The 22128-nt window shown below is 66.9% G+C and carries 18 protein-coding genes; 3 read left to right on the plus strand and 15 right to left on the minus strand.

The features are described 5' to 3' along the window. Positions 1–74 precede the first annotated feature (74 nt). A complete protein-coding gene (locus BZL41_RS07060) occupies positions 75–437 on the plus strand; it encodes an Mpo1-like protein (protein WP_095598629.1) in 363 nt (120 codons plus the stop codon). A 7-nt stretch (positions 438–444) separates the two neighbouring features. Here the strand turns inward: BZL41_RS07060 and BZL41_RS07065 are convergent, their stop codons facing one another. From BZL41_RS07065 to BZL41_RS07085, 5 genes are all read right to left on the minus strand, one after another. Further along, entirely contained in the window at positions 445–1239 is a 795-nt protein-coding gene (locus BZL41_RS07065; protein ID WP_095598630.1) for an acyl-CoA thioesterase II, read from the minus strand. 114 nt (positions 1240–1353) lie between these two features. Continuing rightward, positions 1354–2121: a CHAD domain-containing protein gene (locus tag BZL41_RS07070; protein WP_095598631.1), complete on the minus strand. Its 768-nt coding sequence runs from the start codon at positions 2119–2121 to the stop codon at positions 1354–1356. 86 nt (positions 2122–2207) lie between these two features. After that, positions 2208–4202 carry a DUF3488 and transglutaminase-like domain-containing protein gene (locus BZL41_RS07075; protein ID WP_095598632.1) on the minus strand — a complete coding sequence of 665 codons (1995 nt, stop codon included), beginning with the start codon at positions 4200–4202 and terminating at the stop codon, positions 2208–2210. After that, positions 4199–5158 (minus strand): DUF58 domain-containing protein, encoded by a 960-nt coding sequence (locus BZL41_RS07080; RefSeq protein WP_371916493.1) that lies wholly within the window; start codon positions 5156–5158, stop codon positions 4199–4201. The genes BZL41_RS07075 and BZL41_RS07080 overlap by 4 nt, the downstream gene beginning before the upstream one ends. Next, complete coding sequence (locus tag BZL41_RS07085) at positions 5158–6075, minus strand: MoxR family ATPase (RefSeq protein ID WP_095598633.1); 918 nt, start codon at positions 6073–6075, stop codon at positions 5158–5160. The genes BZL41_RS07080 and BZL41_RS07085 overlap by 1 nt, the downstream gene beginning before the upstream one ends. Before the next feature lie 162 nt (positions 6076–6237). Between BZL41_RS07085 and BZL41_RS07090 the strand changes: the two genes are divergently transcribed. Continuing rightward, complete coding sequence (locus BZL41_RS07090) at positions 6238–8934, plus strand: cation-transporting P-type ATPase (RefSeq protein ID WP_095598634.1); 2697 nt, start codon at positions 6238–6240, stop codon at positions 8932–8934. Positions 8935–8949: 15 nt separating this feature from the next. Here BZL41_RS07090 and BZL41_RS07095 read toward each other — a convergent pair whose 3' ends face one another. The 4 genes from BZL41_RS07095 to selD form a co-directional block, all read right to left on the minus strand. Beyond that, positions 8950–9561 (minus strand): flavin reductase family protein, encoded by a 612-nt coding sequence (locus BZL41_RS07095; RefSeq protein ID WP_095598635.1) that lies wholly within the window; start codon positions 9559–9561, stop codon positions 8950–8952. Positions 9562–9634: 73 nt separating this feature from the next. Next, the gene (locus BZL41_RS07100) at positions 9635–9913 is read right to left on the minus strand and encodes a hypothetical protein (RefSeq protein WP_084333772.1); all 279 of its coding nucleotides are present in this window, start codon (positions 9911–9913) and stop codon (positions 9635–9637) included. A gap of 148 nt (positions 9914–10061) precedes the next feature. Continuing rightward, on the minus strand, positions 10062–11162 hold the full coding sequence (mnmH, locus tag BZL41_RS07105) for a tRNA 2-selenouridine(34) synthase MnmH (RefSeq protein ID WP_095598636.1): 1101 nt from the start codon (positions 11160–11162) through the stop codon (positions 10062–10064). Then, positions 11162–12196 carry a selenide, water dikinase SelD gene (gene selD, locus BZL41_RS07110; protein ID WP_095598637.1) on the minus strand — a complete coding sequence of 345 codons (1035 nt, stop codon included), beginning with the start codon at positions 12194–12196 and terminating at the stop codon, positions 11162–11164. Before selD ends, mnmH begins: the two co-directional genes overlap by 1 nt. A gap of 99 nt (positions 12197–12295) precedes the next feature. On the opposite strand from selD, the gene BZL41_RS07115 reads away from it, so the two are divergent. Continuing rightward, positions 12296–13327 carry a patatin-like phospholipase family protein gene (locus tag BZL41_RS07115; RefSeq protein ID WP_095598638.1) on the plus strand — a complete coding sequence of 344 codons (1032 nt, stop codon included), beginning with the start codon at positions 12296–12298 and terminating at the stop codon, positions 13325–13327. A gap of 19 nt (positions 13328–13346) precedes the next feature. Here BZL41_RS07115 and glsB read toward each other — a convergent pair whose 3' ends face one another. From glsB to kdpA, 6 genes are all read right to left on the minus strand, one after another. After that, complete coding sequence (gene glsB, locus BZL41_RS07120; RefSeq protein WP_095598639.1) at positions 13347–14255, minus strand: glutaminase B; 909 nt, start codon at positions 14253–14255, stop codon at positions 13347–13349. A gap of 107 nt (positions 14256–14362) precedes the next feature. Then, positions 14363–15064 (minus strand): response regulator, encoded by a 702-nt coding sequence (locus BZL41_RS07125; protein ID WP_095598640.1) that lies wholly within the window; start codon positions 15062–15064, stop codon positions 14363–14365. Between the two features lie 28 nt (positions 15065–15092). Further along, positions 15093–17759, minus strand: a complete 2667-nt coding sequence (locus tag BZL41_RS07130; protein ID WP_095598641.1) for a sensor histidine kinase KdpD — start codon at positions 17757–17759, stop codon at positions 15093–15095. Beyond that, positions 17756–18316 carry a potassium-transporting ATPase subunit KdpC gene (gene kdpC, locus BZL41_RS07135; RefSeq protein ID WP_095598642.1) on the minus strand — a complete coding sequence of 187 codons (561 nt, stop codon included), beginning with the start codon at positions 18314–18316 and terminating at the stop codon, positions 17756–17758. The genes BZL41_RS07130 and kdpC overlap by 4 nt, the downstream gene beginning before the upstream one ends. Positions 18317–18346: 30 nt before the next feature. Next, positions 18347–20401, minus strand: coding sequence for a potassium-transporting ATPase subunit KdpB (gene kdpB / locus BZL41_RS07140; protein ID WP_095598643.1), 2055 nt, complete (start codon positions 20399–20401; stop codon positions 18347–18349). Between the two features lie 12 nt (positions 20402–20413). Then, complete coding sequence (kdpA, locus tag BZL41_RS07145; protein WP_095598644.1) at positions 20414–22120, minus strand: potassium-transporting ATPase subunit KdpA; 1707 nt, start codon at positions 22118–22120, stop codon at positions 20414–20416. Positions 22121–22128: the final 8 nt, after the last annotated feature.

Genomic DNA, 22128 nt, shown 5'->3' on the forward strand with positions numbered 1-22128 from the left:
CCATAGGCAGGAACGATTCGCCGGCCTCAAGAGGCCGGCCTAGACTTCCAGCAAATCTTTCGAGGATTTGCAGCATGGCCGTCAAGCGTCACCCCCACCCGCTCAACTGGCAATGGCGCGGCTACGCCGCCAACCACCGACACCCGACCAACCTGGTCCTGCACCTGATCGCCGTGCCGTTGTTCATCCTTTCCACCTTGCTGTTGCTCACCGCGCTGTTCCAGCTGCGCCTGTTGCCCTTGCTGCTCGGGGTGATCGGCCTGTTCGCGGCACTCGCCCTGCAGCAGCATGGCCATCGCCTCGAAGAACATGCGCCGGAACCTTTTCTCGATCGGCAGGATGCCGTCGAGCGCCTGCTGATGGAGCAGTTCGTCACTTTCCCCCGCTTCCTGCTCAGCGGAGGCTGGTGGCGGTCCTGGAAGAACCGCCGGCGCTGAACGCCGGTCAGCCGAACACAGTCACCGTCTGCCGGCTGATCGCCACCAGTTCGCCGGCCGGGCTCCACAGGGCGGCAGCGATGTGACCATAGCCATCGCGGGCATGCTCGATCTCGGCCTGATACAGGCACCAGTCCAGCGTGCTCAGGTCGGGCGTCGGCTGGACGAACTCGATGGTCCAGGTCAGCGAGCTGCCGGGGGCCGGCGTCTTCAGGTGCGGCAATACGGCTGGCGGCCAGGCATCCACCAAGGCCAGCAGGTGGGACTCATCGACCCGCTCCTCCTGCGCATCGCGCAAGCGCACCCAGCCGCCCATCCGGCGGGACGGCGTGTTGCTGAACGGCAAACCGCCCACGCCCCAACGCATCGCCAGGAAGCGGGTGAATTCCGGCAGCACGCCTTTGACGAAGGGCAGCTCCTGGCATTCATCCACCGGCTTCATGGGCGGCGGTGCCTCACTCGACACGGCGACCTCCGACGCGCGGGACGCACCGAAGCTCCCCTGCACCAGTGTGACCACCTGACCATCCTGGACCGCCCGGCCCAGTACCTGGCTGACGGCCTTCCCCTCGCGCAGCACTTCCGCCTCCAATCTGACCGGCACATCGCAGGTCAAGGGACCGACGAAGGTGATGGCCAACGAGCGGACCGGGCGTCCCTCGGGCACCTGCGCACGCATGGCCTCATAGACCAGCGCGGCGGCCATTCCGCCGAACGCCGCACGCCCCTGCCCCCACAGGCCCGGCACCACCACCGCTTTGGGGTTGGCACGCGCCGCCTGGATCATTTCGGAAAATGTCATACCTACCTCCCCAATGATTGGGTTCGATCTTAGGGGATCGGTTATCTACGACGGTAGAGCCAGAAGAGGCCGATTCAGCCAAAGGCAGAGGGAAAAAGACAGGAATGACGGCCGTCAGTGTTTGGGGAAATGCTCCAGCAGCCACTCCAGGGCCTGGTCCGCACGCTGCTCGGCCTCGGACAGCTCCGCCCGCCAAGCGCCGGCCAAGGGCTGAAGATCGGGCTCCGCCTCGGCACGTGCCAGCCACTGGAGCCGGTCATGCCAGTCTCCCAGGGCGGACTGGGCGGCCTTGAGCCGCGCGGGCTCATCGCTGCCGACCGGGACCAGTTCCGGGTACGCATCGAAGCCATAGCGCACACGCTTGATCAACAGGCGCAGCCGATGGCGGTCATGGGCAGGATCCCGCAGGGCACGGGCCAATTGTCGTCGCTGCTTGACGAGACGCTTGCGCACGCGTTTGCGCAGGCCGCTCAAGGCCCCGCTGTACTGTGCCTGACGCCAGAGCGCCGGCCAGGCATCGAGATGACGAAACAATCGCTCCAAGGCGGAAGACGCGAGCAAATGTTCATAACCGGCTTCGAGTCGGGCCAAGCGCACGGCCTCCGCATCACTCAGGCCTTTCTCCCGCAGCTCCGGCAGCAGTACCTCGAGGTCACGCAGCGGCCCGCTCAACTCGCCGACGGCCCCGGCAGCCGCGCGCAAGGGCTCGACACCCGGCAGGTCGCGCAACGGCCGCAGCAGGCTGCGCAACCTGCGCAAGGCGATGCGCAGATCGTGCAATGCCTCGGCATCGGTGCGTGCCGCCAAGCGCGCCTGGCTGGCTCGCAGTTGCACTTCCAGCGTCAGCACCTGGGCAATCAGCGCATCGATGAAACGGCTCATCCTGCCATGCTCCCGACTTCGTCTCGACCGCAATGACCATAAGCCTAGACGGCCGCCGCTTCGCCGCACAGTGGCCGAAAGTCGCATCAATCGGCGCGCGTGAGACGCCAGGGCAAATCTCGGCGCACGCGTGCCAGAGCCTGTCGTAAGGTCGCTGGCGAAGCCTTCTGCCCGCCATAGCGCTGCGCTTCGTATATCTGGACGAACCCCTGGATCGCCTCCGCCTGCGCCGGCAGCGCCAGAGACGCGCGTTCGGCGAAGGCACGCGGCCCCTCTCCGGTCCGCCGACGCAGGCCGTGGCGGGCCAGCAGGCGCTCGAAGCGAAGGAACAGGCGCTGCTGGGGATCGCGCTCACGGCGCCAGGGTTTGAACAACAGCAGCGCCAGCAGGCTCAGCATCAACCCACCGCCACCGACCAGGACCACCGCCAGGACACCGTTATCAATGCGGCCGAACCAACGCTGCAACACCTCCAACTGCTGATCTCCCTGGTAACCCAGTACCCAGCGCTGCCAGCCGTAATTGACGCGATCCCAGGTCAGGCGCAGTTGGTTGATCCAGCCGATGTTGCGGTAGCGCAGCGGCGAGAACGGCGAGCTGGCGAGAAAGCTCTGTTCCTCAGCCACCGCCTGTTCGAGGCCCTGTTCGATCCGTTCGGGAGCGACTTGGAATGTCGGGTCGGCGCTGACCCAGCCCTTCCCCGGCCGCCAGTACTCGACCCAGGCATGGGCATCGAACTGGTGTACCGAGAGGTAACGACCAGACGGGTTGTACTCACCGCCCTGATAGCCGGCGACCACCCGCGCGGGAATGCCGGCGACACGCAGGGCGAAGGTCATGGCGCCGGCGTAGTGCGCACAGAACCCCCGCCGAGTGTCGAACAGGAATTCGTCTATCCCGTCGGCGCCGGCCAGCGGCGGTTTCAGGGTATAGACGTAAGGCTCGCGGTTGAAATGCGTCAGCAGTGCCTGCGCCAACTCGTCAGGCTGGGGATACTGCCGCTTCAGGGCCTCGGCCCATTCGCGCGTGCGCGGGTTGCCCGTTTCCGGCAGTTGCAGGGCCCGGCGCAATTGTCCGCCCGCTAGCTGCGGTTCGCGCAATGCCTGCGGCCAGGAAACCACCCGGTAGAGCAGCGAACGGTCCACCGGGCGGTAATACTCCAGGCGGAAGTCGTTCATCATTCGTGCCCGGTCCAGCGAGGTCTCGCCGATATCCAGACTGAACAACCAGGGCCGCTGGCTGGGCTCCATGACGACGCTGTACTGCAACGGCGTCCCTCGCCGTTCCCAGCGCGGGGGGATCGGCATGTGTGCGGCAGGCGACTGCGACCAGCGGCGGCCATCGAAGTGTTCCAGGGTCAGAGCGCGCCAATAAAGCTGCTGGCGCGGCGGCGGCTCGCCGTCGAAACTGGCTCGGAACGCCAGGGCACCGGACTGGCTCAGCTCGGCGATATCGCCCGGTGCCATGCTGTCGGAAAGACCGGTCACGCCCTGGTCGCCTGGTTGCGGCAAGGTCCACAGCGGCCCCAGGCGGGGAAAGAAGACGAATAGCAGCAGCATCAACGGCAGCGCTTGCAGCAGCATTCCGCCGGCCAGGCGCAGGGTCGGCCAGGGCCGCTCGGCGAAGCGCGTCTGTTGCAGGCCGATCAGCGCCGCCAGCAAGGCGGTCACCGGCAGCAGGCTGTACAGTGCGCTGACGATGCCGTCGTCGAACAGATACGCCGTGACCACGGCGAAGAAGCCGAGGAAGATCAGCACCAGCGCATCGCGGCGGCTGCACATCTCCAGCAGTTTGAGAATGAACGCGGCAATCAGCAGGACGCTGCCGGCTTCCAACCCGATCAGGCTGCCGCGGGAAAGAAACACGCCGAAACCCGTGCCGAGCAACAGGCCGAGCTTGACCCAGGCGTTGGGATAGCGCGCCCGCATCAGGAACACCTGGATACGCCAGCCTGCGCAACCGAGCCAGAGGAAGACGATCCACAGCGGCAGGTGGATCAGATGCGGCAGGATCACCAGTACCTGGGCCACCAGCAACCAGGTCAGACTGATCCGCGGAATCGCCTCCGGTGTCCGGCTCATCGCGGCCCTCCGTACAGCGCCAATGCCCGCAGACAAGCCTCACGGTGCGCCTCGCCGTTGTCCAACGGCAGGAACTGATCCGGCAAGCGCAAGGCGAAAGGTTGCAGGCGCTCGGAGAATTGCAGCACCCAATGACAGAGCAACGACAGCCGATGCTCCGGGTCGCCTTCCAGCGCGTCGAAATCCAGGCACAAGTCACGTCCTGCCAGGGCGGCGAAGTCCTTCACCAACAGTCCGTGCCCCCGGGAGAAAGCCTTCCAGTGCAAACGGCGCTTGGAGTCGCCGGGCTGGTAAGGCTTGAGCCCCTGGTAGTCATCGGCACCCGGCCCTTGGGCGCGACGCCCCTCGTCGTCCTCATTCTCCTGCGCACCGACCGACAAAGGCAGGTCGCCCTCCAGCGGACGCGGATAAACCAGCAACGCCTGGTCCAGGTCCACCCAGCTCCAAGCCACCAGGATGCCCAGCGGAAAGCGGCTCTCGATCCGCAGCCGACCGGGCCTCAACCAGCCACGCCGCAGCGCCGGCTGGCTCAGCTCGCATTCGCTGAGCCCCTGCGCGGGCACATCCAGCGCCTGCAACGTCGCCGGCGGCCAGCCCAGGGCGATGGCCTGGTGCGCCCGCCCGGCGCTTTCCAGACGCACCCGGAAACGCGCCTGCTCGCCGACGAACACCGCGCCCCCGCCCCCTGCCCTGATAATCAGGCCAGCGAGATTGCGGTAAGTATGCAAGATGGCGACGATGAACAACGAACCCAACAGGAATGTCAGCGCATAGGCGAGGCTGTTCTGGTAGTTGATCGCGGCCAGCAGCATCAGCAGCAGCGCGATGCCGAACGCCAGCCCGACCCGGGTGGGAATGATGAAGATGCGTCGCTGATTCAAGCGAACGCTGGCGGCCGCCGGGATGCGCCGGTCCAGCCAGCGGTTCCAGCGCGCCCTAAGGGGCTTGGCGGCCATCAGACCGCCGCCACCTCTGTGAGCAGCCACTGCACCAGCGCGCCGCCACCGTGGCCAGTGGGGTCGGCGCGCTCGCGCAGGCGGTGCCCGACCACCGACGGCAGGACCGCCTGGACATCCTCGGGAATCACATAATCGCGCCCGGCGAGAAAGGCCCAGGCCCGCGCCGCAGCGAGCAACGCCAGGCTGGCCCGTGGCGACAGGCCCCAGGCGAACTGCGGTTGGCTGCGGGTCGCCTCGACCAACCGCAGCACGTAATCCACCAGCGCATCGCTGGCCCGCACCCGGGTGACCTCCTGCTGAATGGCCGCCAGTTCGGCATGATCCAGCACTGCATCCAGGCGCGGCAGGATTTCCCGGCGCGATTCGCCGAGCAGCAGCGCCTTCTCCGCCGCCTTGGCCGGATAGCCGAGCGACAGGCGCATGAGGAAGCGGTCGAGCTGGGATTCCGGCAGAGCGAAGGTGCCGCCCTGGCTGACCGGGTTCTGCGTGGCGATGACGAAGAACGGCTCCGGCAGCGGCCGGGTCGCGCCCTCGATGGTCACTTGCCCCTCTTCCATTGCTTCCAGCAACGCGCTCTGGCTCTTCGGTGTGGCCCGGTTGATTTCGTCCGCCAGCACCAGCTCGGCGAAGATCGGTCCTGGATGGAAGACGAACTGGCCAGTGTCCTTGTCGAACACCGAGGTGCCAAGGATATCGCCGGGCAGCAGGTCGGAGGTGAACTGGATGCGCTGGAAGCTCAGCCCCATCACCCTGGCCAGGGCATGGCTCAGGGTGGTCTTGCCCATGCCCGGCAGGTCCTCGATCAACAGGTGCCCCCGGGCCAGCAGGCAGGTCAGCGCCAATCGCACCTGGGCCTCCTTGCCGAGCAATACCTGATTCACCGCCTGCAGGCAGGCCTCAAGTTTCGTGCGCATGCCACTCTCCTCTGTCAGGCGAACGATCCTACTGGTGCATATGACCGCCGCAAAGCCTCTGCAATCTTTGCTGACGAAAGTTGTGAAGCCGTTTGATCCAGGCCAATACCCGGTTCGGACCGTCCTTCTAGGCTGGAGTCGTATTCATCACCGGAGGACGCCATGAACGCCCCCGCTTCCCGCGACTGGCATGCGCAACCCGCGCATTACAGCCTGCAACAGCTCGAAGCCAGCGACACTGGCCTGAGCACCGAGGAGGCCGAGCGCCGTCTCGCTCTCCACGGCCCCAACCAACTGCCGGAACGCAACGCCGCCGGACCGCTGAGGCGCTTTTTGCGCCAGTTCCACAATCTGCTGATCTATGTGTTGTTGATTTCGACCCTGGTCACCCTCGCCCTTGGCGAGTGGCTGGACAGCGCGGTGATCTTCGGCGTGGTGCTGATCAACGCCATTGTCGGCTTCATCCAGGAGGGCAAGGCGGAACAGGCGATGCGCGCCATCCAGAAGATGCTCACCCTGGACAGCCGGGTGCGCCGCGACGGCGCCGTGCAGAGCGTACCGGCCGAACGCCTGGTACCTGGCGACCTGGTACTGCTGGAGGCCGGCGACCGGGTCCCCGCCGACCTGCGCCTATTGGAAACCCGCGACCTGCGCATCGAAGAAGCCGCCCTCACCGGCGAGTCGCTGCCGGCCGACAAGGCTACCGATCCGGTGGCCCGGGACGTCGGCCTGGGCGACCGGCGCAGCATGGCTTACTCCGGGACGCTGGTAAGCGCCGGCAGCGGTTGCGGCGTGGTGGTCGCTACCGCCGGCCATACCGAACTGGGCCGCATCAGCCATATGCTGGGTACGGTGGTCAGCCTGCAGACGCCGCTGCTGGCGGACATGGCGCGTTTCGCCCGCCACCTGACCCTGATCATTCTCGGCCTGGCGCTACTTACCTTCGCCTTCGGCGTCCTGCTGCGCGGCTACAGCCCGCAGGACATGCTGCTGGCGGCGGTCGGCCTGGCCGTGGCGGCGATTCCCGAAGGCTTGCCGGCGGTACTCACCATAATTCTGGCCCTCGGCGTACAGCGCATGGCCCGGCGCCAGGCGATCATCCGCCGCTTGCCGGCGGTGGAAAGCCTGGGCGCGGTGACGGTGATCTGCTCGGACAAGACCGGCACCCTGACCCGCAACGAAATGACCGTGCAGCAGGTGTTCACCGCCGCCCACCGTTATAGGGTCGATGGCGTCGGCTATGCGCCGGAAGGCAGCATCCACTGCGATGACGGCCAGCTCTGTAGCCTCGACAGCGCGGACGATCTGCGCGAACTGGCCCGTGCCGGGCTGCTGGCCAACAGCGCCAGCCTGTGTCTGGCCGAGCAGCGCTGGTGCATTACCGGCGACCCCACCGAAGCCGCTCTGCTGACCCTGGCCGGTAAGCTGGGCCTGGAGCGGGAGCGAGAAATGCTCTCCCTGCCACGGGTCGATGCGATCCCGTTCAGTTCCGAACGCCGCTGCCTGGCCAGCCTGCATCACGACCACGCCGGGCATGGTCTGATCTATCTGGTCGGCGCTCCCGAACGCCTGCTGGAGGTATGCAACCGGCAATGGCGCGACGGCCGCCCCGAGCCGCTGGACCCGCGCCACTGGCACGAGGTGCTGGGTAACGGCGCCAGCCAGGGCCTGCGCATGCTCGGTCTCGCCCTGCGGCCGCTGCCCACGCCGCAACACGAACTCGATTACCGCGACCTGGAAGGCGACTTCATCCTGCTCGGCCTGGTTGGCATGCTCGACCCGCCGCGGGAAGAAGCCATCGCCGCCATCGCCGAATGCCACAGCGCGGGCATCGCGGTGAAGATGATCACTGGCGACCATGCCGCCACGGCCAGCGCCATCGCCCAGCGCCTCGGCCTGGGTGGCGGTGCGCCGCTCACCGGGGCCGATCTGGATCGGCTGAGCGACGCCGAACTGGATGCCCGCCTACCCCACACCACGGTATTCGCCCGCACCAGCCCGGCGCACAAGTTGCGCCTGGTGGAGCGCCTGCAAGCCTGCGGCGCCCGGGTGGCGATGACTGGCGACGGGGTCAACGACGCACCGGCACTCAAGCGCGCCGACATCGGCGTGGCCATGGGGGTCAAGGGCACCGAAGTGGCCAAGGAGGCGGCGCAGATGGTGCTCGCAGACGATAACTTCGCCACCATCGCCCACGCCGTGGAGGAAGGCCGCACGGTCTACGACAACCTGCGCAAGTCGATCCTTTTCATCCTGCCTACCAACGGCGGCGAAGCGCTGGTATTGCTGGTGGCCATCGCCCTGGGCCTGACCCTGCCGATCACGCCGTTGCAGATTCTCTGGGTCAACATGATCACTGCGGTGACCCTGGCCCTGGCGCTGGCCTTCGAGCCGGCCGAGGACGACCTGATGCGCAGGCCGCCGCGTGACCCGCGCATGCCGCTGCTGACGCCTCGCCTGCTCTGGCGAGTGCTGTTCATTTCGATCCTGATGACCGTCGCCAGCCTGGGCCTGTTCCTCTACGCCCAATCACTGGGCTGGAGCCTGGACAGCAGCCGCACCCTGGCGGTCAACGCCATGGTCGCCAGCGAAATCGGCTATCTGTTCAGCAGCCGCCGGCTGGACGGCACCGCCCGCTTCGGCTGGCGCGACAATCCGATGGTCTGGAGCATGGTGCTGCTGCTCACTGGCATGCAGCTGGCGTTCACCCATTGGTCACCGCTGCAGGCATTGTTCGCGACCACCTCGCTGCCGGCGAGCGCCTGGGGTTGGTGCCTGCTCGTGGCGGTCGGCATCTGCGTGTTGGTGGAGCTGGAGAAGCTTCTGGTGCGGAGCCTGGGGCAGTCGCCCCAGGCCTGATGCGGGTCCCGGTGCTCAAACCACCGGCCGGGGCATCTCGAACACCTCGCGGGTGTGGGTATAACCGCTCCCGCCGAGCCGGCCAATCAAATCCAGCTTGCGCGGGTCGACTCGGCCACGCTCGTCGAGTATCTCCGGATCGATGTGCGCCAGCAGGATGCGGGCGAAGATGAGGTAGTTGCTGGGGTTGTCGCGCGGATAGGGCTGCACCTCGGCCAAGGAGCATTCGAAAGCCACCGGCGCCCCGGCAACCCGCGGCGGAGCGACCCGTTCGGCCGGCAGGCTGGCGATGCCACAGGCTTCGAACTCGCTGACGCCATGCGGCAAGGAGGCCGACGAGGCATTCATCGCTTCGGCCTGCTTCGCCGTCACCAGTTGGATCACCAGCTCGCCGGTGTCCTGCACGTTGCGCAGCGTGTCCTTGAGCCGGCCGTCGTCATGCAGGCCAATGTTGACCATCAGGGTCGGCGGCTCGTCGCTGATCACTTGGAAGAAGCTGAACGGCGCCAGGTTGCTCACGCCCTCGCGGGATAGGCTGGACACCCAGGCGATCGGCCTCGGCGTCACCGTGGCGGTCAGCCAGCGATAAGCCTCCAGCGGAGTCAGCCGGGTAAAGTCGATGAGCATGGAAACCTCCGGCGCGGGCCGAAAATACAAGGAAATGGGCGCCGGGCCAAAAGCACGGCACCCCGGTGGGGAATCAACGTCCGGCGCGGGACTCGCGGATGTAGAAGCGCGCCTTTTCCGCTTTGCGGGAGCACCCCTCGTAGGCCTCGAACTGCTGCTGGGTCTTTGCGCCAGTGAGCAACGTCAGCGCCTTGGAGTAGCTCACGGTACCGGCGAAGCCTTCAGCCTTGGCCAGGTCCAGTTCCTTCCAGGCGGCGTCCAACTGGTTCGCGCAATTGTCGCGGTAGGTCGTCTTGGCGGCACATCCGGCCAGCAACAAGGCGATCAAGGGCAGGCTGATCCAGGCTTTCATCCAATTAACTCCTCGAAAAAGGGACAACGATGGAAATGCGGGCGCGATACGGGGTTCCGTGCACGCCCGATCGAATCCTAGCGCCAGGCTATGACGACGAGAAGCCGGAAAAGTGCCGCTTTGTGGCCTATCCGGCACTGTCGCCACCTCAACGCGGCCGACGCTGACGCAGGTACTCGACCACCGCCGCCTGCTCGCCGGCGAACTCGATACGCTCCGCCTTGCTCTCGCGCTGGTAGGCGTACATCGGGTCGTAGTATTCGCTCAGCAGCCCTTCGATCCAGCCACGGTGCAGGCTGACGTCGCCGCTGCGCTCCTGCTCGGCCAGCGCCGCGTCCATGATGGCTGCCATGCGCTGGTAGCGTTCCCCGCCCAGCCGCTTGACGATGTTCGACAGGCTCTGCTGGAGCCGCTCGGCAAACGCCGGGAAACCGCGCTCCTCGCCATGCTCGGCGATGAACTCGGCGGTCAGGTCGATCACATAGTCCTTGAGAATGCGCTCGATCCGCCCCTCCAGGATGTCCTCCAGCCAGACCAGCGGATATCGCTGCATCCCCTGGTACAACTCCAGCGGTACCGAACAACTGCCAACGATGCGCCCCTCGTCCTCCAGAACGAACTGCTCGAGCCCTGCCGCGCGCTTCTTCAGCAGGTCGATGGCCAGGCGGTTCTCGAAGTCGATCTGCGCCGGTTGCGGCGTGGCGCGCTTGCCGAAGCTGGAGCCACGATGATTGGCGTGGCCTTCCAGGTCCAGGCTGTTGGCCAACTGCGCCACCACTTCGGTCTTGCCGGTGCCGGTGAGACCGCCGACCAACACGAAATCGCACTGTTCCACCGCCTGCTGGGTGGTTTCCAGCAGGAAGGTCCGCATCGCCTTGTAGCCGCCGGTCACCCGCGGATAATCGATGCCCGCTTCGCTTTTCAACCACTGCTGGACGATCTGCGAACGCAACCCACCGCGGAAGCAGTACAGATAGCCGTCAGGGTTGGCCTTGGCGAAGGCGGCCCAGGCCTCGATGCGCTCGGCCTTGGTCTTGCCGGACACCAATTGATGGCCCAGCTCGATGGCCGCCTTCTGGCCGTGCAGCTTGTAGCAGGTGCCGACCTTCTGCCGCTCGATATTGGTCATCAGCGGCAGGTTGACCGTGTGCGGGAAGGCGCCCTTGGAAAACTCCACCGGAGCGCGGGCGTCCATCATCGGCAGGTCGTTGAGAAAAATGGTGCGGTAATCGGCGGTATCCGGACGCATCAGAGCACCTCGACCGCGTAACGCTGTCGCTCGACCAACTGGCCGATCGCCTGCAGCTCCAGGCCCAGCTCGGCGCAGGTCGCCTGGAACGCCGCCTCGCCGTCCGGCGCGACGGCCACCAGCAGGCCACCGCTGGTCTGCGGATCGCAGAGCAGGAGTTTTTGCAATTCGGGCAACGGGGCGATCTTCTCGCCATAGCTGTCGAAGTTGCGCAAGGTCCCGCCGGGCACACAGCCTTGTTCCAGGTAGTACTCAACACCGGCCAGACGCGGCACCCGGGCGAACTCGACGCGTGCAGTCAGGCCGCTGCCGTCGGCCATCTCGATCAGATGGCCAAGCAGGCCGAAACCGGTGACATCGGTTATCGCCTTGACCCCGGCGAGCTTGCCGAAGCGGCTGCCGGGCTTGTTCAGGGTGCACATCCAGTCGCGCGCCACGCCCACGTCTTCGGCGCGCAAACGGGCCTTCTTCTCCGCCGTGGTGAAGATACCGATACCCAGCGGCTTGGTCAGGTACAGAGTGCAGCCGGCAGTGGCGCTGTCGTTGCGCTTCATGTGGCGCTTTTCCACCAGGCCGGTGACGGCCAGGCCGAAGATCGGCTCCGGTGCATCGATGGAATGGCCACCGGCCAGCGGGATGCCCGCCTCGTCGCAGACGGAGCGGCCGCCTCGGATTACGTCGCGGGCGACTTCCGCCGCCAGCACATTGACCGGCCAGCCGAGGATGGCGATGGCCATCAGCGGGTCGCCGCCCATGGCGTAGATGTCGCTGATCGCATTGGTGGCGGCGATCCGGCCGAAATCGAAGGGGTCGTCGACGATCGGCATGAAGAAATCGGTGGTGGAAACGACACCGCGCTCGTCGTCCAGGGCATAGACCGCTGCGTCGTCGCGCGAGGCGTTGCCGACCCACAGACGCGGATCGAGGTTCTGCGCACCACTCCCGGCGAGAATCACCTCCAGGACCTTGGGGGAAATCTTGCAGCCACAGCCGGCACCATGGCTGTACTGGGTCAGGCGAATGGGATCGCTCATGGGGAATCTCTCTGCAGACGACAACTGGCGGCGGATTTTACCTTGGCGCCGCCCTGTCGCGCGCGTATTGTCGAAAGAGAGTTGCCGGGGGTGGGTACGATGGGGACGAAAGTGGCGTTGGTATTGGGCTCGGGCGGTGCGCGCGGTTATGCGCACATCGGCGTCATCGAGGAAATCGAAGCGCGGGGTTACGAAATCGGCTGCATCGCCGGCTGCTCCATGGGGGCCGTGGTCGGCGGCATCTACGCCGCCGGCAAGCTGCCGCAGTACCGCGAATGGATCGAAAGCCTGGACTACCTGGATATGCTGCGCCTGCTGGACGTCAGCTTCCGCCTCGGGGCGATCCGCGGCGAGAAGGTGTTCGGCCAGATCCGGGAAATCCTCGGCGAGATCGACATCGAGGACCTGCCGATCCCCTACACCGCCGTCGCCACCGACCTCACCAACCAGCAGGAAATCTGGTTCCAGGAAGGCTGCCTGCACAAGGCCATGCGCGCCTCGGCGGCGATTCCCAGCCTGTTCACCCCAGTCCAGCAAGGCAAGCGGATGCTGGTCGACGGCGGGCTGCTCAACCCGCTGCCCATTGTTCCGGTGGTGTCCAGCCATTGCGACCTCATCATCGCGGTCAACCTCAACGCCACCAACCAGAAGCAATACCAACTGCCGATCATTGAGCGGCCGGATGCGATCAAGGGCCGCTTCGACCTGCTGATGAGTTCGCTCGGTTCGCGGCTACCGTTCCGCCGCAAGGCCGGCGAAGAGATCGCGCTGCTGGAATCTGAGACTGCCTTGAACGACTCCGAGGTCAGCGACCCCTGGCTGGACGAACCGCCGGTGCCGGCCGTCCAGCCACCGGCTGCGCCGGAGACGGGAGGCGCCCCGCGCTCGGCCAGCGACTCCACCGTGGTGGATATCGGCGGCCCGGCTTCCTTGCTCGAACTGATCAACCAGAGCTTCGAAGTCATGCAGACCTCGCTCGCCCAGTACAAGATCGCCGGCTACCCGCCGGACGTACTGATCAACATTCCCAAGCGGGTCTGCCGCTTCTTCGAGTTCTACAAGGCACCGGAGCTGATCCTGCTGGGACGGCAGATTGCCCGCGATACCCTGGATAAGTACGAATCCCACTGAGAATCTGTCCAAAGTCTCGTCAGAAAATCGACCAGCCGATTTGCGAGGACAGCAACTCCAGCGCCGCCATGCCGGCCAGGGAGTTGCCCGCCGCGTTCAACTCCGGCGACCAGACGCAGACGGTGAAACGCTCGGGCACTACCGCGACGATCCCGCCGCCCACGCCGCTCTTGCCCGGCAGGCCGACCCGATAGGCGAAGTTGCCGGCTTCGTCGTACAGGCCGCTGGTGGCCATCAGGGCGTTGACCTGCTTCACCTGGCGCGGCGTCAGCACCTGCTCGCCGCTGTGCAGGCAATGCCCGCGGTTGGCCAGGAAGCTGAAAGCCCGGGCCAGGTCGGCACAGCTCATGCGCAGGGCGCAATGGTGGAAATAGCTGCGCAGCACCGCCTCGACGTCATTGTGGAAGTTGCCGAAGGACTGCATCAGGTAGGCCATGGCCGCGTTGCGCGAACGGTGCTGGTATTCCGAGCGGGCCACCACCTCGTCGGAGACCAGCAGGGGGTTGCCGCTCAGGCGGCGGACGAAATCGCGCATCGACTGGGCCGGGGCGGCAAAGCGCGACTGGTTGATGTCGCAGATCACCAGCGCGCCGGCGTTAATGAAGGGGTTGCGCGGCACACCGCGCTCGAATTCCAACTGCACCAGCGAGTTGAACGGCTGGCCGGACGGTTCCTGCCCCAGACGTTCCCAGATCGCCTCGCCGGAATGCTGGATCGCCTGGACCAGGCTGAACACCTTGGAAATACTCTGGATGGAAAACGGTACCTGGCCATCGCCCGCCACATACAGCTCGCCCTGGTTGCTGTAGACCGCGATACCCAGCTGGGCGGGTGGAACCTGGGCCAATGCGGGAATGTAATCGGCCACCTTGCCCCGCCCGATAAGGGGGCTGACTTCGGCGAGAATCTCATTCAACAGTTCTTGCATGACGTCCTTCGCTCAAGCTGTGCGGAACCCTCCGCACGGTAGCTCGCTAGACGCCGGCCGTACCGGTGGAATCACACGGATTTTTCGTGGCCCGCCCAGGGCCTGTCTTATGCGTCCCGCTCTGCCCGCAGGCGGTACCCGATCCCCGCCTCGGTGACGATGAATCGGGGATTGGCCGGGTCGTCGCCCAACTTCTGCCGCAGATGGCCCACGACCACCCGCAGGTAATGGCTGTCCTCGACGTGGGTCGGGCCCCAGATATCCTTGAGCAGTTGCTGCTGGGTCACCACCCGTCCGTGGTACTGGGCCAGGGTCGCCAGGACCGCGTACTCCTTGCGGGTCAGCGCCACCTCGCGGCCGTCGAGGGTGACCTGGCGGAAGGCGAAATCCACCCGCAGCGGGCCGCTCTCCACCGCCGCCGCACCGCTATCGCCCTGCCCGCTCTGGCGCAGCAGCACGCGGACCCGGGCGAGGAATTCCTGGATGCCGAATGGCTTCGTCACGTAGTCATTGGCACCGCCATCGAGCGCCAGGACCTTTTCGCCCTCGCCGGAACGTACCGACAACACCAGCACCGGCACCGTCGACCAGCCACGCAGCTCGCGCAGCACCTCCTGGCCGTCCATGTCCGGCAGGCCGAGGTCGAGTACCACCAGGTCCGGCCGGGCCAGGGCCGCTTCGGCGAGCCCGCTCCGGCCATCGGCCGCCTCGACCACCCGGTAGCCTTGTGCCGTCAGGCTGATACGCAGGAATTTGCGAATCTGTGCCTCATCGTCGATCACCAGAACAACGTGGCTGTTGTCGGTCATGCTCAGGCCTGTCTCCCAAACCCTGTCATCAGGTTTCCTCCTCCGCGGCCGGCTGCTCCTGCAACGGCAGGTGCAGCGTCAGGGTGGCGCCCCGGCCGTCCAGCCCTTCGTCGACAGTCACCCGCCCGCCGTGCGCCCCGACCATGCCCTGGCAGATCGCCAGGCCCAGGCCGGTGCCCTGGCCGCCGCGATCGCCGCGCTTGGCGGTGTAGAACATATCGAAGATCCGGCTGCGTTCCTCTTCCGGAATACCCGGCCCCTGGTCGCTGACGGAAAAACACAGCTCATCGCGCCCCACCGTCACCGTCAGACGCAGACGGCCGCCCGGTGGCGAGAAGCGCGCAGCATTCTCCAGCACATTGACCAGCGCCTGCTCGATCAGCGCCGCATGAACATACAGCAGCGGCAGCTCGGCGGGCAGTTCGGTCTCCACACGCAAGGTCGCCAGCACCGGCCGCAAACGTTGCAGGGCGCTGGCGACGATATCCGCCGGCGCCACCCAGTCGCGGCTCAGCTTGAGCCCTCCATGGCCCAGCCGGGTCATGTCCAGGAGGTTCTGGATATAGCGGTCCAGGCGCTCGGCCTCGTTACGGGTGCCTTCCAGCAACTCGCGGCGCTCGGCCTCGGGAATGCTTTCACCGAGGGCCAGCAGGCTGTCGATGGAGCCGCGCATGGCGGTCAGCGGTGTGCGCAGGTCGTGGGACACCGAAGCGAGCAAGGCGCTGCGCAGGCTCTCGGTTTCCCCCTTGAGGCGTGCGGCCTCCAAGTCCTCGGCCAATTGCGCGCGTTCCAGCGCCTGGACCAGCGGCTGGCAGAGCGCCCCGATCAGACGGCGACGCTCTGGCGGCAGCGGATGGCCATCCTTCGGGCTCATGCCCAGCAGGGCCAGCGACCCGTCTTCACTGGCCAAGGGGCACCACCACCAGCGGCCGACAGGCAAGGTCCCGGTGCCCAGGCCGGCCGGCTGGCCATGCTGCCAGGCCCAGTCGGCCGCGGCGCGCTCCTGCTCGGCGAGCAACCGATGGACACCGGCCTCGACCTTCCACACGCCGTCCTTGCCGCGCGACATCAGGCAGCTCTCCAGATCGGGCGCCAGCTCGAATTGCTGGATCGCCGCGGCGAGCACGGCGCGACGGTCGGTGGCGGCGGTCAGCTTGCGCGTCAGGTCGAGCAGCGCGGTGGTCTCCTGCTGGGTCTGCCGCAGGCTCTCCAGTTGCCGGCGCTGCCGTGCGGCCAGGTTGCCGGTCAACCCGGCCATGAGCAGGAAGAACAGCAACGTCAGAAGGTCTTCCTGGCGCTGGATGAACAAGGTGAGCCGGGGCGGGATGAACAGGAAGTTATAGGCCAGGAACGCCAGCCCGGCGCAGACCAAGGCCGGCCCCAGGCTGCTGCGCACCGCCACCAACAGCACGGCGGCGAGGAACACCAGGGAAATGTTCGGCAGCGCGAGCAGATGGGACACGCCCCAGGCCAGGGCTGTGGCGATCACCGATGCGATCACCGCCAGCAGGTAGTCCCGCCGCGTCGCCTGGTGTAGGCCGAAATGCCGGGATGGCAGCAGGTTGTCGCCATTGTCCAGCACGCTGATTTCCAGGCCCCGCCCCCGCGCCAGCAGGCGCTCCGCCACGCCCCGACTGCCCAGCCAGCGCCGTTGCCAGCGCGGCCGGCTGACGCCCACCAGCAGCACGCTGGCGCGGCGCTCGCGGGCATGCTCGATCAAGGTCCGCGCCACTTCGCCGCCGCGTAGCCGTACCACCTCGCCGCCCAGCCGCTCAGCCAACTGTTGCGCGGCCTGCAAACGGGCCCGCGACGGCTCGCCCAGGGGCCGGCCGACATCGACATGCACCAGGCTCCACGGCAGATGGCGCCGTTCGGCCACCCGGCTGGCGTGGCGTACCAGCCGCTCGGCCTGATCGTCGCCATCGACGCCGACCAGCAGGCGCCCCTGCAGGCTGGGTGCATCCTGCCCCTGCTGGCGGTAGCGCCGGTTGAGATCGGCATCCACCCGCGCGGCGGCGGTCTGCATGGCCAGCTCGCGCAGGGCGGTCAGGTTGGTCTGGGTGAAGAAGGCATCGATCGCCGCCCGCGCCTGTTCGGGTACGTAGATCTTGCCGTCGCGCAGGCGCTCGAGCAGTTCGCGGGGCGGCAGATCGATCAGCAGGATTTCGTGAGCCTCTTGGAGCACCCAGTCCGGCACCGTTTCGCGAACGTGCACGCCGGTGATGTCGCGCACCTGGTCGTTGAGGCTTTCCAGATGCTGGACATTGACCGTGGTGAAGACATCGATGCCGGCGGCGAGCAGTTCCTGCACGTCCTGCCAGCGCTTGGCGTGGCGGCTGCCTGGCACGTTGCTGTGGGCCAGCTCATCGACCAGCGCCAGTTGCGGGCGAGCGGCCAGCAATCCGTCCAGGTCCAGCTCGAACAGGGGCAGGCCGCGGTACTCCAGGCGTCTCGGCGGCTGTTGCGGCAGGCCGGCGAGCAAGGCTTCGGTTTCCGCCCGGCCGTGGGTCTCCACGATGCCAGCCCTCAGTTTCACGCCCTGGCGAAGCTGCGCCTGGGCCGCCTGCAGCATGGCGTAGGTCTTGCCCACGCCCGGCGCGGCGCCGAGAAAAACCTTCAGCCGCCCACGGCCGTTCGGCCGCGTGCTGTCGGGCAACTCGGCCAGCAGCGCCTCGGCGCGCGCCGTGTCGCTCATCGAGCGCCCTCGCCGCTGGAGAGTGCGGCCAGCGCCCGGTTGAGTCCGGTCACGTTGACCACCGGCGGGCCGAACAGCGGACGCTCGGTGTGTTCACGTACCAGGTGTGCCAGGGACGCCTCCGGTATGCCCCGGGCCTCGGCGATGCGCGGAATCTGGTACATCGCGGCATGCGGCGGCAGGTCCGGGTCGAGCCCGCTGCCGGAGGTGGTCACCAGGGCCAGCGGCACCGGCCCCGATCCGTGCTGGCGGCGGCTCTCGGTGGCGACACGCTCGGTCAAGGCCGCGCTGCTCGGCGCCAGGTTACTCGCGCCGCTGGGCAGGGTGGCGTAGTCGGCGGCCGACGGGCGCGGCTGGAACCAGCCGGCACCGTCGAAGCGTTGGGCCAGCAGCTGCGAGCCCCGCACCAGGCCGTTGTCGTCGACGAGTGGGCTGCCGTTGGCCTGCCAGGGAAACGCCAGTTCGGCAATGGCGGTCACGCCCAGGGGATAGGCGACGCCGGTGATCAGTGTCATCAGGAGCAAAAGACTGAAGGTGGGACGTAGTGCGTCAAGCATATGCAGTTCCTCCGGAAAAATCGAAGCCGCTCAGGCCAGCCCCACGGCGGTCAGCAACAGGTCGATCAGCTTGATCCCGACGAAGGGCGCGACCAGCCCGCCCAGGCCATAGATCAGCAGGTTGCGCCGCAGCAGGCTGGCCGCGTCGGCGGCCTCCACCCGCACCCCACGCAGGGCCAGCGGGATGAGCGCAACGATGATCAGGGCGTTGAACACGATGGCCGAGAGAATGGCGCTCTGCGGGCTGGCCAGCCCCATCAGGTTGAGCACGCCGAGCTGCGGGTAGATCCCGGAAAACAGCGCCGGCAGGATGGCGAAATACTTGGCCACGTCGTTGGCGACCGAGAAGGTGGTCAGGGCGCCACGGGTGACCAACAGCTCCTTACCCACCTGCACCACATCGAGCAGCTTGGTGGGATCGGAATCCAGGTCGACCAGGTTGGCGGCCTCGCGCGCCGCCTGGGTACCGTCATTCATCGCCAGGCCGACGTCGGCCTGAGCCAGTGCCGGTGCGTCATTGGCGCCGTCGCCACACATTGCCACCAATCGGCCGTCGGCCTGTTCCTGGCGAATGCGCGCCAGCTTCTTCTCCGGCGTGGCCTCGGCGATCACATCGTCGACGCCCGCCTCGGCCGCGATGGCTGCCGCCGTCAGCGGGTTGTCGCCGGTCACCATGACGGTACGGATGCCCAACTGGCGCAGCTCGGCGAAACGCTCGCGGATACCCGGCTTGACCACATCCTTCAAGTGAATGGCGCCGAGCAACTGACCATCGGCGCAGACCAGCAACGGCGTGCCGCCGCTCTGGGCGATGCGTTCGATTTCCCGCGCCAGCGGCTCGGGAAGCTGTTCGCGGGCCAGGCCGAGGAACCCCAGCACCGCATCCACCGCCCCTTTGCGATAGACATGGCCTTCCCAGTCGACACCGGACAGGCGGGTTTCTGCGCTGAACGGCACCACCGTCAAGCGATCACGGGCCGGCTCCGGCATCGGGTGCAGATTGCGCAGGTATTCGACGATGGACTTGCCTTCCGGGGTGTCGTCGGCCAGCGACGCCAGCAGCGCGCCTTGGGCCAGTGCCTGGCCGCTGACGCCCGGGCTTTTCAGCATCGCGCTGCAACGACGGTTGCCGAAGGTGATGGTGCCGGTCTTGTCCAGCAGCAGCACCTGGACGTCCCCCGCCGCTTCCACCGCCCGGCCGGACTTGGCGATGACGTTGAGCCTGACCAGACGGTCCATGCCGGCGATACCGATGGCCGAGAGCAGGCCGCCGATGGTGGTCGGCACCAGCGTCACCAGCAGTGCGACGAGGAACACCAGAGGCAGCTCGCCGCCGGAAAAGCGGGCGAACGGCTGCAGAGTCGCCACCACCAGCAGGAAGATCAGCGACAGACCGATCAGCAGGATGTCCAACGCCACTTCGTTTGGGGTCTTCTGCCGCCGAGCGCCTTCCACCAAAGCGATCATCCGGTCCAGGGTCGATTCGCCGGGATTGGCGCTGATGCGCACCAGCAGCCAGTCGGACACCACCCGGGTGTTGCCGGTGACGGCCGAGCGGTCGCCGCCGGATTCGCGGATCACCGGGGCGGATTCGCCCGTGATCGCCGCCTCGTTGACCGCGGCGATACCTTCGATGACCTCGCCATCGCCGGGAATCAGCTCACCGGCCTGCACCCGCACCACATCACCTTTGCGCAGGCGGCAAGCGGCAATGCCTTCGTATTGCCCCGGCGCGACCTGCCGGCGGGCGATCAAACCCTGGCTCCCGGCTTTCAGGCTGTCCGCCCGCGCCTTGCCGCGCCCTTCGGCCAGCGCCTCGGCGAAGTTGGCGAACAGGACGGTGAACCACAGCCACAGGGCGATCTGCACGGCAACCCCGGTGGCCACCGCCTGACCGGGGACGAAGCAGAGCAAGGCAGTCATCAAGGCCGTGATTTCCACCAGCAGCATCACGGGCTGGCGCACCAGTTGACGCGGGTCCAGCTTGACGAAGGCCTGGAGCAGCGCCTCGCGCCAGAGCGGCGCCGGGTGCGCGTCAGCCTCGTGACGTACCGGCTGATCGATGAGTTCGTTTCGTGCGTTCATGTCTCGCTCCACTTACCAGCTCAGGCCGGCCAGTTGGCCGAGGTGCTCGGCCAGCGGTCCCAGAGCCAGTACCGGGAAAAAGGTGAGGCCACCCACCAGCAGCAGGGTGGCGGTGAGCAGGCCGACGAACAGCGGGCCGTGGGTGGGGAAGCTGTCCCGCCCGAGCGGCGCGGCACGCTTCATCGCCAGGCCACCGGCAATGGCCAGCACGGGCAGGATGATCCCGTAGCGGCCGAGCAGCATGGCCAGGGCGATCATCAGGTTGTGGTAGGTGGAGCCTGCGCCGAAGCCGGCGAAGGCCGATCCGTTGTTGCCGGCGCCCGAGGTATAGGCGTAGAGGATCTGGCTGAGGCCGTGCGGGCCCGGATTGCTTACCGCCGCCACGCCGGCCGGCAGGATGGCTGTCAGCGCACCGAGCAGCAACACGCCGATCGGCATCACCAGCAGGCTCAACACCAGCAGGCGCACTTCCCTCGCCTCCAGCTTCTTACCGAGGTATTCGGGCGTGCGGCCGACCATCAGGCCGGCGAGGAACACCGCGATCAGGACGAACAGCAGCATGCCGTAGAGGCCGGCGCCGACACCGCCGAAGATCACTTCGCCGAGCATCATGTTGACCAGCGGTACCATGCCGCCCAAGGCACTGAAGCTGTCGTGCATGGCGTTCACCGAACCGTTGGAGGCCGCACTGGTGGCGGTCGCCCAGAGTGCCGAGGCGGTGATGCCGAAACGGCTTTCCTTGCCTTCCAGGGAGCCCGCCTGCTCGACCGGCAGCCCGGCCCAGGCCGGATTCGGCTGCCACTCGGCCCAGACCGCGACACCCAGCCCGATGCAGAACAACAACAGCATGCAGGCGAGGATGGCGCGGCTCTGGCGCAGGTCCTTGACGTAGTGGCCATAGCTGAACACCAGGGCGGCCGGGATCAGGAGAATCGCCGCCATCTCCAGCAGGTTGCTGAACGCCGTGGGGTTTTCGAACGGGTGGGCGGAGTTGACGCCGAAGAAACCGCCGCCGTTGGTGCCCAACTGCTTGATCGCGATCTGGCTGGCGGCCGGCCCCAGGGGCAGGCTCTGCTCCGCACCTTGCCAGGTAGTGGCCGTAGCCGCGTGGGCAAAGCTCTGCGGCACGCCCTGCCAGACCAGCAACAGCGCCAGCGGGATCGCTAGCGGCAGCAGTACATAGAGCGTGGCGCGGGTGAGATCGACCCAGAAATTGCCCAGGGTCGCGGCCGAACGCCGGGCGATGCCCCGGCACAACGCCACCAACACAGCGAGACCGGTGGCGGCGCTGACAAAGTTCTGCACGCCGAGGCCGATCATCTGGCTGAAATAGGACAACTGCGCTTCGCCGCTGTAGGCCTGCCAGTTGGTGTTGGTGACGAAACTGACCGCGGTGTTCAACGCCAGCGGCCAGTCCATCCCGGCCACCTTCTGCGGATTGAGCGGCAGCGCGCCTTGCAGCATCAGGATCGCGACCAACAGGAGCAGGCAGGCGCCGTTGAACGCCAGCAGCGACAATGCATAGCGCCGCCAGTCCTGCTCGATGGCCGGGTCGACGCCCGCACTCCGGTAGCAGAAGCGTTCGAGCGGCGAAAGCAGCGGGCTGAGCCAGGTGCGCTGCCCTTCCATCGCCCGGTGAATGAAGCGTCCCAGCCAGGGTCCCGGTGCCAGCACCAGAACGAAGAACGCGCCGATGAGCAGTACATCATGCATCGCCATGATCGCCC

The organism is Pseudomonas sp. PIC25 (assembly GCF_002286785.1).
Lineage (GTDB): Bacteria > Pseudomonadota > Gammaproteobacteria > Pseudomonadales > Pseudomonadaceae > Pseudomonas_M.